This window comes from Stenotrophomonas sp. AGC87 (assembly GCF_057333975.1).
This window is the reverse complement of record NZ_JBHFHW010000029.1, coordinates 144,830-157,442: the sequence shown is the minus strand read 5'-3', so window position 1 is coordinate 157,442 and position 12,613 is coordinate 144,830. Positions and strand designations below refer to the sequence as shown.

Sequence of the window (12,613 nt, the reverse complement as noted above, 5' to 3'; positions counted from 1 at the left end):
CCCCCCCCCCCCCCCCCCCCCCCCCCCGCCACTACCAACGGCACAAGCAATGCCGTCAGCGAGGGCACCTCTTACCCCGCCGGCAACGTCAACGTCGCCCGCAACCCCGGCGCGCCATTGGCCAGCACCAGCGTTCCGCCGTAGCTCTCGGCGATGTCGGCCACGATCGATAATCCCAGCCCACTCCCGGCCGCGCGCTCATCCAGCCGCACGCCGCGTTCCAGTACGCGCTGCAGTTGCTCCGCGGGAAGCCCGGGACCGTCATCACTCACCGTGATGCGCAGCTGGCCCTCCCGTGGTGCCACCTCCACGCGCACTGCGTGACTGGCCCACTTGCCCGCATTGTCGAGCAGGTTGCCCAGCATCTCTTCCAGATCCTCGCGCGCACCAGCGAACACACCCGCGGTGTCGCTGTCGCACGCAAAACGCAGCCCACGCGCGGCATGCACGCGCTGCATCAGCCCGCACAGCGCGCTCACCACCGGCGCCACCGGCGTGCGCTGCTGGCTGTCGGCGCCCAGGCCTGCAGCGAGGTAACGATCGATGCTGGCCTGCATGCGCGCGGTCTCGCTGCGCAGGGTCTGCCGCCAGTCGCTGCCGTCGCCCTCGGCTTCGGTGGTGAGCACGGTGAGCGGTGTCTTCAGCGCATGCGCGAGGTCTTCGGCGCTGCGGCGTGCGCGTACCACCATGCGCTGATGATGGTCGAGCAGCGCGTTGAGCTGGCCGGCCAGCGGCGCGCCTTCTTTCACCAGGCCCTGCTGCGGGAAGCGCACGTTCTCGCCGTTGCGGACCTGCCCGGCAATGCGGCCCAGTTCGGCCAGCGGCCGCAGGCCGTAATGCACCTGGGTCACCAGCACGCCGAACCACACGGCGATCAGCACGGCCAGGGCGAGCGCGGTGCGCTGCCGGAAACTGGCGACCAGGGCATCCAGCGGGCTGCGGTCGGTGGCGACCATCACGATCACCGGCGCGGCGGCGCGGGGCAGGGTGACCTGCTGGGCCAGCACGCGCAGGGATTGCTGCAGCGGGCCGGGAGCATCGAAGGCCTGCGCAGGCCCCGGTTGCAGTGCGCTCGGCGCGGCCAGCGAGCCATCCCACAGCGAGCGCGACTGCCCGATCGGGCGCCCCTGCGGGTCCAGCACCTGCCAGTAGTCGCCGGAGAACACGCGGCGGTAGCGCTCGTCAGCCAGCGTGTCGCGCCACTGCAGCTGGCCGTTGGCATCGCTTTCGGCCAGTGCCAGTACCGCGATCAGATCGTTGCCCAGGCGCTCATCCATCGCGGTGCGCGCCGAGCGTTCGAACATCGCGCCCAGCCACCACGTGGCCAGTGCCGAGACCAGCACCAGGCCCAGGCCACCGGCCACCAGCAGGCGGGTACGCAGCGAGCCGGTGGTCATGGCGTCGCCGAGAGCCGGAAGCCCTGGCCGCGATGGGTGTGGATCAGCTCGCTGCCGAGCTTGCGGCGGATGCGGCCAATCAGCACGTCCAGCGTGTTGGAGTCTGGATCGAAGCCGTCTTCGTAGACGTTCTCGCCCAGCCGCGAGCGGCTCAACACGGTATCGGGGTGATGCATGAAGTAGCTGAGGATGCGGTGCTCCTGCGCGCTGAGTGCCAGCGGCGCACCGTCCAGCTCGAAGCGACCGGCGTTGACGTCCAGCACCAGTGGGCCGCACTGCAGGCGCGGATGCGCGTGGCCGGCGCTGCGGCGGATCAGGGCGCGCAGGCGCAGCAGCAGTTCTTCGGGCTGGAAGGGTTTGGTCAGGTAGTCATCGGCGCCGGCATCGAAGCCGGCCAGCTTGTCGTGCCAGCGGGCGCGGGCGGTCAGCACCAGCACCGGGAAGTCGCGCCCGGCCTGGCGCCAGCGTTCGATCACGCTCAGCCCGTCCAGGCCCGGCAGGCCCAGATCGACCACGGCCGCGGCGATGTCCTCGATCTGCCCCTGGTACTCGGCATCCCGGCCCTCCGCACTGTGGATGACCACATAGCCGGCCTCTTCCAGCAGCGTCTGCAGCCGGTTGGCGAGCAGGGCGTCATCTTCGGCGAGCAGCACGCGCATCAGTCTTTTTCCATCTTCAGCAGGCGGCCGGTGGCGGCATCGTAATCCAACTCCATCACCACGCCATCCGGGCCGAGGATCTCGATCTCGTATTTCCCGTCATCCAGTTCCACCTCGATCAGCTTGCCCGGATAACGCCGCAATGCGTCGGCGACCACCTGCTCCAGCGGCACGAAGCGACCCTGCCGCACCGCCTGGCGAACGCTGTCCTGCTGCCGGCTGCCACCGTCGAGGACCCGCATCGGGTCCTGCGGGGCGAGGGTCAACAGCAGGGGCAGCATCAGGGACAGGGGCGACATGCGGGCACGCAGGGGAAGGGCAGGGCACCGGTATACCGGGGCTGTCTAAACAGTATCTAACAGTCGCCCTCATGGTCCGGTTAGGCGTGGTGGCCAGACTGGCGGTGCCGGAATGGACCGGTGCCCCCTCAAGGATTCCCATGAAGACGATGATTGCCGCTACCGCCCTGGCCGCTGCGCTGTTCACCACCCCGGCCTTTGCCGCCAACCTGTCGGCCGCCCAGGTCCAGGCCAAGCTGAGCGCGGCCGGCTACACCCAGGTGCATGAGCTGGAGCACGACGATGGCGTGTGGGAGGCGGATGTGACCCGCAAGGACGGCACTGTCGATGAAGTGATCATCGATGACACGAAGGGCGAGATCTTCGATCCACGCGATGGCCGCGCCGTGCTGGACGCCGGGCAGATCCTGGCGCTGGCGGGCAAGGCCGGGCTGACGCAGATCGAGTCGATCGAGCGCGATGGCGCGACCTGGACCCTGGATGCGCGCAACGCCCGCAACCAGCGCGTGGAAGTGCGCATGAGTGGCCACGACGGCCGCGTGCTCGCCAGCAAGCGTGATGGCTGGTGGGATTGATCCTGCCGCGCCACCGCGCGCTGGATGTACGAACGGCCGGGTTTCCCCGGCCGTCTGCATAAGTGCCTGGGGGCTGCAGCGCTTACCAGCGCGCCGGGTAATCCCAGTAGCCCGGGCCACGGCCGTAACCGCCATAACCACCGAAGCCGTCGTAGCCGTCGTAGCCGTACGGGCCGAAGAAGCCGGGGCCTTTGCCCTCGCTCACCCGGATGTTGACGTTGACGTTGCGGGTGTTGCCCTCGTCCGTGGTGTAGTTCTTGCTCAGATTGAGCTCGGCCGCGTTGTAATGGCTGTTGCCGTAATTTTCGGAATAGCCGATGCCGGTGGTGAAGCTGCCATTGACCCGCAGCTTGTCATCGGTCACGTGGGCGATGCCGTTGGCGGCCCGGTCGGTGGAACGCCGGCCGGTGCGGTCGCCATAGAAGGTGCCCGGCGGATCGCCGCGCAGCGACTGATCGCTCAGGTACTGCAGTGGGGCGTCCGGGATGCTCAGGTCCAGCCCGGTCGAGGACTGCGGGCCGGTGGCGCCTGCGGCAGACTGGGCCAGCGCCACCCCGGGCAGGGACAGGCACAGCAGCAGGGGAAGCAGGCGGATCATGAGAGGCTCCGGAGCAGACAGGCGGGACGGCCGACAGCGCTGACGCTAGCAGCCATAGTTTGAATGATGCCTGTCATGGCGTGGGTTGCAAGGGGAACTCAGCGCAACCGGTCGAATCCGAACAGCGCTGTCAGCGGATGCCGGCGGCGTTCGATGCCCGCGCGCAGCAGCCCTGCCCCGATCATGGAGTAGGTGATCCCGTTGCCGCCGTAGGCCATCGCGAACAGCACCCGTGGCCCCCATTGCGGGTGCGGGCCGAAGAACGGCAGGCCATCGTGGGTCTCGGCAAAGGTGCCGCCCCAGGAGAAGGCCGGCTGCAGCGGCAGGTGCGGGAAGAGCTTGGCGGTCTTCCTGAGCAGCTTGCCGGTCTTGCTCTCCACACGCCGGTCGCGCCGGGCCGGGAGATCGATGGCGTCGTCCTCGCCGCCGATCAGCAGCCGGTGGTCGCCGGTGCTGCGCAGGTACAGATACGGCCGCGCCGATTCCCATGCCATGGTCTCGCGCAGGGGGCCGAGCAGGTCCGGATGGATCGGATCGGTGATGAAGGCGTAGCTGCTGCGGTTGCGGGCCACCGAGGGCTTCAACCAGCGCTGCCCGGCATAGCCGGTGGCCAGCACCACGTGGCGGGCACGGATGCGGGCGCCACCCAGGGTGGTGGCGGTCACGCCGCGCGGGGTCGGGGTGAGCGTATCCAGCACGGTGCGGTCGTAGACGCCGCAGCCGCGCGTGTGCAGCCGAATCAGCAGCCGGTAGGTGAGCCGGTAGGGGTCGATGCGTGCGGCGAGCGCGCTGAGGATCGCGCCCGGTGCGCGGATGCCGTACTCGGCCTGGACCGCCTCGCTGTCCAGCCAGCGCACATCGAAGCCGTGCCTGGCACGCAGCGCGCATTCTTCGGCCAGTACGGCCTGGTGCCCGCGCTTGCTCGCGTAGTAGAGGCTGGCCATGCGGTGGCAGTCCACATCGCGGAACGGCGCGGCCACCGCGCAGATGGCCGGGATCGCCTCGGCACAGGCCTGGTAGGCCAGCACCGCCGCGTCCTCGCCGTAGCGTTGGGCCAAGTCGATCAGGTGCGTGTCAATCTCATACTGCAGCAATGCAGTGCTGGCCGCGGTGCTGCCCCAGCCGATGTCGCGCTGTTCGATCAGCGCCACATCATGGCCGTGCGCGCACAGCTCGTCCGCAATCAGCGCGCCACTGATGCCGCCGCCGACCACCAGCACCTCGCAGTTGAGATCCTTCTCCAGCGGTGGGAAGGCATGCATCAGGCCGTTGCGCACGGCCCAGAACGGATACCCGCTCTTCAGATCCATGGCAGCCTCAGGCGGTGGGGTGGCCGGTGTGCGGGGTCTGGATCAGTTCGGTCAGGTCGAAGCCCTGCAGGCGCGCCTGGGCCAGATAGTGCTCCTGCGTGGTGCGGTCCAGCGTGGGCGTGCGCGAGAGCAGCCAGAGGAACTTGCGGTCCGGGCTGCCGACCAGCGAGACGCTGTAATCCGGTGCGATCTGGATCACCCAGTAGTCGCCCTTGGTGAAAGGCAGCCAGCGCAGGCCCTTGGGCAGGAAGCTGACCTCCAGCCGCGCGGTGTCGTTGTCCACGGGGCAGGCTTCGCCGTCGGCTTCCTCGATCTCGTTGCCCATGCGGCAGCGGTTGACCACGGCCACGTGGCCGTTGTCCTTGAGGCTGTAATGCGCGGACACATCGGTGCAGCCTTCTGGTTCGTGCTTCATCGGCAGGCGGGCGATCTCGTACCAGGTGCCCAGGTAACGCGGCAGCTTCAGGTCGGGAACGGTTTTCAGGTCGGGATGTGTGGTCATGGGCAACGGCTGGTGGGAATGCGATCCCACGATGCCGGGCCTGCTGCCACGGCCGGGTGAAGCCGGGGCGAGTGCGGCGTCGAGAACGGTGCGTTGTCGATGCGTCATGCTCCGACCGCGTGGGCGGCGCTATGCTGGGCCGGAGCGCCATGAGCGCTTCTTTCAACAGCGATGGAGATGCGGATGTACCAGGTGATTCTGCTCAAGAGCGAAACCGGCGTTGCCCGCCAACAACGGGAGACGGCCGATGATGTGCTCGACCACGAGGGCGTGACCTACACCCTGCGCGCCGGGCCGCGGCAGCCGTTGCCGACCGATCATGCCTGGGATGAAATCGCGGTCTACGCGCCCGAGGAGATCACCGAGGAAGAGTTCCAGGACTGGTATGCCCGCCTGCAGCCGCAGGTGGAAGAGCTCCGCCTGAAGTACTGAGGGGCCGCATACCTGTTCTGAACGGGGCCCGGTTTATAGTCGCGGGCAGGCGCGGTGGTCCGCGCGAACCGTTGGTGCTGGCGTGTCGCTTCGTCATTCTTCGTGTGTGGTGCGGTCTTTGTCGTGGCTGCTGTTGTTCGCCTGGCTGGGGGCCGCGCCGATCGCGCTGGCCCAGGCCGGCGATCCGGATCCAGATCCTGCCAAGCAGCTGGTCCAGGCCGAAAAGACCTTCCGGTCCATCAGTGATGACCTGGAGGATGCGGCCACCACCGAAACCCTCAAGACGCTGTCCGACCGTGCCCTGGCCGTCCAGCGTGATGCGGACGGCCTGCAGAGTGCGCTGGATCCGCTGCTGAAGCAGGTGGACGCACGCCTGTCCCAGCTCGGCGAGGTGGCCGAAGGCACCGTCGAGCCACCGGAGGTCAGCCGGCAGCGCAAGGCGCTGAACCAGCAGAAGGCCGACATCACCGCGCAGATCGCCCGCGCCAAGCTGCTCTCGGTGGACGCCAAGCAGCTCGGCGAGCGTATCGAGAAGATGCGGGTTACCCAGTTCAGCGAACAGCTGACCCGCAAGGTCGCCTCACCGTTGTCGCCCGCGCTGTGGCGAAGCTTCGCCAAGGATGTGCCGGGTGATGTGGATCGCCTGGCCATCCTGTACCACATGGGCGTGGACACCGCGCGCAAGGCGATCGCCAAGCACGGCTGGCCCGCGCCGCTGATCGGCCTGGGCGTGGCCCTGGTGATGTTCTTCCCGTTGCGGCTGTGGCTGCGCGCGCTGGGGCGCCGCTTTGCCGCCTCCGAGCGCGCACCCGATGGACGCCTGCGCCGCTCTGGCCTGGCGGTGTGGCTGCTGCTGGTCGGCACGCTGTTGCCGGGCCTGGCGGCGGTGGCCCTGGTGGAGTCGCTGGATGCGATCGGCGCGATCCCGCCGCGCCTGCAACAGGTGGCCGAGACCTTCGAGGTGGCCACCTTCGTGGCGGCCTTCATCGCTGCGCTCAGCGCCTGTCTGCTGGTACCCAAGCGCCCGTCGTGGCGGCTGCTGCCGCTGGATGACAGTGCGGCGTTGCGGCTGCGCAAGTACGCGTGGGGCGCGGCCGGCCTGACCTGGCTGAGCATTATGCTGGTTGCCCTCGACCGTGCAGCCCGCACCAGCGAGGTGACCACGGTGGCCGCCGATGGGTTGATGGCGCTGACCTACCTGGGGCTGATCATCGCGATCCTGACCTCGCTGGCGCGCATGCACAACCGTCAGGCGGCCGAAGCCGCCGAAGCCGAAGCGCGTGCCGATCCCCGGGCCGGTGGCGATGGCAAGGTGCGGGGCGCGCCGCGCCGCAGCGGCTGGATCGTGCTGGCGCGCCTGGCCGGCCATATCGCCGTGGCAGCGGCGGTGATCGCCACGCTGCTGGGCTACCTCAACTTCGCCCTGTTCGTCGCCCAGCAGCTGATCTGGGGCGCGGTGGTGCTGATGGCCGTCTCGCTGCTGCTCAAGTTCGCCGACGACCTGGCCACCTGGGTGCTCGCGCCCAGCAGCCGTGCCGGGCAGACAATCGTGTTGACCACCGGGCTCAGCGAGGCGCGGGTGGAGCAGGCCGGCGTGCTGCTCTCGGCGGTGCTGCGGGTCGGAGTGATCCTGCTCGGCCTGCTGGCGCTGGCGGCACCGTTCGGCAATCTCAACGCCTTCCTCGGTGGGCTGGATTCGCTGTCCGGCGGGCTGAAGATCGGCGAGACCACGCTCAGGCCGAGCACCGTGATGTACGGGGTGCTGGTGTTCCTGGTGGTGTGGGCGGTGATGCAGGCATTCCAGCGCTGGCTGAGCGATACCTACCTGCCCAAGACCGAACTGGACGCGGGCGCACGCAACTCCATCAGCACCGTGACCCGCTACCTCGGCATCATCGCCGCGGTGCTGTGGGGCCTGACCGCGCTGGGGATCGGCTTCGAGAAGCTGGCGCTGGTGGTCAGCGCGCTGTCGGTCGGTATCGGTTTCGGCCTGCAGGCGATCACCCAGAATTTCGTCTCGGGCCTGATCCTGCTGGCCGAGCGGCCGGTCAAGATCGGCGACTGGGTCAAGCTGGGCGATCAGGAAGGCGACATCAAGCGGATCAGCGTGCGCTCGACCGAGATCCAGGTCGGCGACAAGTCCACCTTGATCGTGCCCAATTCCGAGCTGATCACCAAGACCATCCGCAACATGACGATGGGCAACGCGCAGGGCCGGATCCAGATCCAGTTCTCGGTGCCGTTGAACACCGATGTGGCGGCGTTGCGGCAGATCCTGCTGGATGCCTACACCGATCACCCGGGCGTGCTGAGCGACCCGGCGCCGTCGGTGTTCATCGATTCGATCGCCAATGGGCAGATCGCGATCAACAGCTTCGCCTACGTGTCAGGCCCGCGTGCGGTGTACGGCGCGCGCAGCGAGCTGTACTTCACGATGCTGCAGACGTTTGCCGCCGCCGGGATCGCGTTGTCCTCGCCGACGGATATCCATCTGGTGCGGGATCCGGCGGCGCCTGACCCGCACGCGTAAGCGCAACCGATGACGGACGGATGCCGACCGATGGTCGGTACCGTCCCGATGCAGGTAGTGGGGGGGCTGGCCGGCAGATAGACGATGCAGAAAGAACCGGGAGCCGGCCAGCGGCCGGCACTACCGATAGGGACAGCCGACGGTCGCCGAGGCCGGCCGGGTTACCTCATCAGCCGCGGTTGCCGCCCCGCGACGGCACCAGCGCGAAGGTATCCACGGCCAGCTTCTCGGCGTGGTTCAACCAGGCGCGCACTTCCAGATCATCGACCTCGTGGTCCAGGCCGAAGCTCAGGTTGATGCGGCCCTCGGCATCGGGCTGAACCCACTGCTGGGCGACCACCACCTTGCGCTGCGAGGAGACCGCTTCGATCCAGAAGCCACGGTCGGGTGACTGCTTGGTCACCAGCTGCACCATGTACTGGCCGGCCCGGGTGCGGCGACCCTTCTGGGTGATCATGTGCGCCTGGCGGATGCTCGGGCGCGGGCCGTTGAACGGATCCAGCGGGCCATCCACCGCCACGCCACCGCGCAGCTGGTCATCGCGGAACAGCTTGATGCCCTTGTCCTGGTTGACCAGCATCGCGCACCAGTCGCCATCGGCCGAGCCGTCCTCGAACGCGGTGCAGCGATCCACGTAGGCCAGCGTATTGGACGGGTCGGCCAGATCGAACTGCTTGGAGGTGTTCTCCAGGTAGACCGATTTCAGATCCCAATGCTTGTCGTACTCCAGCAGCACCGGCGGCTGCACATGCTGCAGGCCGATCACCACCTGGTTGTCGTCATCGATGCGCAGCTGGCGGGTCTTGTCGCCCAGCCACAGCGAGCGCGAGAACGCGAGATAGCGCGGGTAGTCCTTGCCGTTGTCGCGGAACACCGCCGCACTCGCACTGTCCGAACGTTCCGGGTGCAGCAGCGAGCGGCCGAAGCCGATCGAATCGATGGCCGGATCGATCAGGCTCAGCAGGGTGGCGCCCGAATCCAGCGTCGAACCGGCCGGCGTGGCCAGCTGGCGCGGGGCGATGTCCTTGCCCAGGAACAGCAACAGGTTCTCGCGGTCCTGCTTGGCCAGGATATGGCTCAGATCGTTCGGCATCGCCAGGTGATCGGAAGCGATCACGATCAGGGTGTCTTCGCCGTACGGACTGGCCTGGATGCGGTCCACCAGCTTGGCGATCAGCCCATCGGTGCACTTGAGCGCATTGAGCATGCCGATGTTGCCGTGCTCGCTCTTGTAGCGGGTGCCTTTGCAGGCCACGGGCAGGTGACCGGCCGGGTGATGGGTGTCCATGGTCAGCGTGGTCAGCATGAACGGCTCGCCCTTGCGCGAGAGCTGCACGAAGCGGTCGTATGCTTTGTCCAGCAGCACGTCGTCATGCACGCCCCACGGCGAGAAGTGCGCGCGGGTGATCTTCTGCTGCTTGAACCAGGCCAGGTCATCGACGGTATCGAAGCCGTGCGTGGCCAGGAACTGGCCCTTGCCGGCGAACTGGCCGTTGGCCCCGCCCAGGTAATGATTGGTGTAGCCCTGCTGCTTGAGGTAATCGCCCAGACAGACGGCTTCAGGCAGGAAGCTGCCCATGCGGCCCATGCTGTTTTCGTCTTCCTTGGCGGTGGTCAGCGGCACACCACACATCGAGGAGACCAGACCGGCGATGGTCCAGCCACCGCCTTCGGCCGAGACCAGCCCGCGCACATCCAGCGACTGCGCCGCCAACCGGTTGATGTTGGGCATCAGGTCCGGGAAGGTGGTTTCGTTGAGGTAGGTGCGCTCCAGGCTTTCGCCGTAGATCCACACGATGTTGCGTGGCTTGGTCAGCGGTTGCGTGGGCACGCGGTACTCGGCCTTGACCATGCTGTAATCCACCGGGCGCATCTGCTGGTACAGGCGCTGGCCATCGCTGTACAGCGGGCTCACCACGATGGCGACGAACCACATCGCCATGAAGCCGGCAAACACCGCCTTGCCATGCGCGGGGCGGTGCCGACGACGCAGGCGCGCCAGCAGCAAGGGGGTGAGCGAGACCAGGGCCAGCGCGATGAAGCCGGCGATGTAGTGCTTGAAGTCGGCGATGCCCGCGCCTTCCATGTCCGCACCGAGGTGGTACAGCGTGGCGGCATTGAGACCGTCACCGGACAGCTTGTTGATCAACCACCACGCACTGAGGGTCAGCAGCAGCAATGACATGAGGCTTGCCTTCCACCACACCCACTTGTCAGATGCGAGGAACAGCCAGGCGAGCAGCAACAGTGACAGCAGCAGGATCCAGAGCATAAGCACTTTTGGCAGTGGAGACAGGTGGTGATGGACGCCATGACGACGCAGTTCCCATCCGACCGGCTGTCTCAACCACACATGCATGACAAGCCGATGACTCGATCATGCCTGCACGAACCTGACTGAAATGTTTGTTGAAAACGACAACGAGTATTCCGCATCGCACTGCGATATGCGACGTAAAACGCGCGTGAAGAAGTGCGCGCGATGCTGCACTGCATCGCGCGTGCTCAGGTCCGGCTGAAGGCGTGACGCGCGTGCGAACGCGTCACCGGTGCCCGCGTTCTTCCTTGGAGCGTGCGCGACGATCAAAGATCAGCGCACTGAGGATGATGCCCAATCCGAGGAACACACCGATCAACATCAAGGTGAATGCGATGGCGGGATAGCCGAACAGATGCCAGCCGGTATCGACCTTCATCATCATCGCCGCGGCAAGAATCAGCGCGGCGGTGACGATGCCGGCGGAGATGCGATTGGCGATCTTCTGCAGGTTCTCCATCAGGCGTGATTCTTCCAGCCCGGTGACCTTCATCTGCAGGCGGTTCTCGGCGAGCAGCGCCAGGATGTCGGTCATCTTGCGCGGCCCATCGCGCAGCAGCTGCTGCATCTCCATCGCCTCGCTGGCGAGATTGGCGGCCGATAGTGATTTCTTCAGGCGTGCACGCATCACGTGCTGCAGCTGTTTCTCCACGATGCGACGGGTATCCAGGTCTGGCGACAGCAGCCGGCACACGGTTTCCAGATTCAGCAACGCCTTGCCGAGCAGGCTCAACTCTGGCGGGGTGCGCAGGCCGCTGGCGGTGGCGATGCGGACCAGATCGAGAACGACCCGGCCTTCGGAGAAGCTGCTGTTGGCGGCGTAGCGTGCGATGACCTGGCCGGTCTCGCGCAGGTAGCGCTCCTCATCGAAGGCTTCCAGCCGCGTGCTGATGCCGATGATCTCATCGGCGACCTCTTCGCCGCGCCCATCCACCGCCGCGAACAGCAGTTTCAACAAGCGCTCGCGCAGGCGTGGCGGCATGTGCGCGACCATGCCCAGATCGAAGATCGCCAGGCGACCGGCCGGCGTGACGCGAAGATTGCCGGGATGCGGATCGGCGTGGATCTCGCCATGCACGAAGATCTGGTCGACATAGCCACGGATCAATGCCGCGGCGAGCGGTGCCATCGGCTGCTCGGTGCGGCGCACATCGGGGATCATGTCCACGCGCACGCCCTGGGCCAGCTCCATGGTCAACACGCGGTGGCTGCAGTAATCCCAGATCGGCTGCGGTACCCACAGCGGCTTGAACGGCTTGAGGTGCTGGCCGAAGCGCTGCAGGTTCTCCGCTTCAGCCTGGTAATCCAGCTCCTGCATCAGGGTCTTGGCGAACTCATTGAGCCAGTCGCGCAGGCGCACGCGACGGCCGACCTGGGTGAGGTGGTCAGCGGCCAGCGCGAAGCTGCGCAGCACCTCCAGATCCGAGCGCAGCTGCGCGGCGACCTCCGGCTTCTGCACCTTGACCGCCACCTGGCGGCCATCGTGCAGCTCGGCGCGGTGCACCTGGGCGATCGAGGCGCAGCCCAGTGGCACCGGGTCGAAGCTGGCGAACAGCTTGGACACCGAGGCGCCCAGCTCCTGTTCGATGATCGCCGCGACGCGCTCGACCGGAATCGGCGCCACGTTTTCCTGCATGCGCTCCAGGGCCGTAGCGAACTCCACCGGCACCATGTCCGGGCGGGTGGAGAGCATCTGGCCCAGCTTGACGAAGGTCGGCCCCAGCGATTCCAGATCGGTGACGAACTGCTCCGGGTTGCCGTCCGGCGGCACATCGTGGACCGCGCGTGCGTCCAGGTTCATGCCGGAAAACACGCCGGAATTACGGTAGCGCAACAGCAGGCGCAGGATCTGGCTGCGGCGGTTCATGCCCTTGACCAGCGACGGCGAACCGGGGACGACGGGCGTGGTATTCAAGCAGGACTCCGGGGCGACGATCACCGGCAGTGTGGCCGGGCGGCAGTGGTGGGCTGGTGAATCCGCCCCCGCTACCGCG

The 12,613-nt window shown here is 67.2% G+C and carries 10 protein-coding genes and 1 pseudogene; 3 read left to right on the top strand and 8 right to left on the bottom strand.

Annotation, left to right across the window (positions count from 1 at the left end):
- Positions 1–71: 71 nt before the first annotated feature.
- The 3 genes from ACE026_RS10735 to ACE026_RS10725 are packed head-to-tail and all read right to left on the bottom strand — an operon-like array spanning position 72 to position 2,355.
- A complete protein-coding gene (locus ACE026_RS10735; RefSeq protein ID WP_486038984.1) occupies positions 72–1,397 on the bottom strand; it encodes a sensor histidine kinase in 1,326 nt (441 codons plus the stop codon).
- On the bottom strand, positions 1,394–2,056 hold the full coding sequence (locus tag ACE026_RS10730) for a response regulator transcription factor (RefSeq protein WP_486038983.1): 663 nt from the start codon (positions 2,054–2,056) through the stop codon (positions 1,394–1,396). The genes ACE026_RS10735 and ACE026_RS10730 overlap by 4 nt, the downstream gene beginning before the upstream one ends.
- Positions 2,056–2,355 (bottom strand): PepSY domain-containing protein, encoded by a 300-nt coding sequence (locus tag ACE026_RS10725; protein ID WP_486038982.1) that lies wholly within the window; start codon positions 2,353–2,355, stop codon positions 2,056–2,058. The genes ACE026_RS10730 and ACE026_RS10725 overlap by 1 nt, the downstream gene beginning before the upstream one ends.
- Before the next feature lie 140 nt (positions 2,356–2,495).
- Here ACE026_RS10725 and ACE026_RS10720 point away from each other — a divergent pair, with 140 nt between their 5' ends.
- Positions 2,496–2,930, top strand: coding sequence for a PepSY domain-containing protein (locus ACE026_RS10720; RefSeq protein WP_486038981.1), 435 nt, complete (start codon positions 2,496–2,498; stop codon positions 2,928–2,930).
- An 82-nt stretch (positions 2,931–3,012) separates the two neighbouring features.
- Here the strand turns inward: ACE026_RS10720 and ACE026_RS10715 are convergent, their stop codons facing one another.
- The 3 genes from ACE026_RS10715 to ACE026_RS10705 all read right to left on the bottom strand — a co-directional run bounded on the left by ACE026_RS10715 (position 3,013) and on the right by ACE026_RS10705 (position 5,340).
- Positions 3,013–3,528: a hypothetical protein gene (locus tag ACE026_RS10715; RefSeq protein WP_486038980.1), complete on the bottom strand. Its 516-nt coding sequence runs from the start codon at positions 3,526–3,528 to the stop codon at positions 3,013–3,015.
- A 98-nt stretch (positions 3,529–3,626) separates the two neighbouring features.
- Positions 3,627–4,838, bottom strand: coding sequence for an NAD(P)/FAD-dependent oxidoreductase (locus ACE026_RS10710; protein WP_486038979.1), 1,212 nt, complete (start codon positions 4,836–4,838; stop codon positions 3,627–3,629).
- A gap of 7 nt (positions 4,839–4,845) precedes the next feature.
- A complete protein-coding gene (locus ACE026_RS10705) occupies positions 4,846–5,340 on the bottom strand; it encodes a lipocalin family protein (protein WP_088433548.1) in 495 nt (164 codons plus the stop codon).
- A gap of 183 nt (positions 5,341–5,523) precedes the next feature.
- Between ACE026_RS10705 and ACE026_RS10700 the strand changes: the two genes are divergently transcribed.
- Together ACE026_RS10700 and ACE026_RS10695 are read left to right on the top strand one after the other, a co-directional pair.
- A complete protein-coding gene (locus ACE026_RS10700; RefSeq protein ID WP_121040674.1) occupies positions 5,524–5,772 on the top strand; it encodes a hypothetical protein in 249 nt (82 codons plus the stop codon).
- A gap of 127 nt (positions 5,773–5,899) precedes the next feature.
- On the top strand, positions 5,900–8,302 hold the full coding sequence (locus tag ACE026_RS10695; protein ID WP_486039139.1) for a DUF3772 domain-containing protein: 2,403 nt from the start codon (positions 5,900–5,902) through the stop codon (positions 8,300–8,302).
- Between the two features lie 169 nt (positions 8,303–8,471).
- On the opposite strand, the gene ACE026_RS10690 is transcribed toward ACE026_RS10695, so the two are convergent.
- Both ACE026_RS10690 and ACE026_RS10685 read right to left on the bottom strand, forming a co-directional pair.
- Positions 8,472–10,574: a phosphoglycerol transferase I gene (locus ACE026_RS10690; protein ID WP_486038978.1), complete on the bottom strand. Its 2,103-nt coding sequence runs from the start codon at positions 10,572–10,574 to the stop codon at positions 8,472–8,474.
- Between the two features lie 271 nt (positions 10,575–10,845).
- Positions 10,846–12,489 (bottom strand): annotated as a pseudogene (locus ACE026_RS10685) (ABC1 kinase family protein); the annotation flags it as partial.
- Between the last annotated feature and the right edge of the window lie 124 nt (positions 12,490–12,613).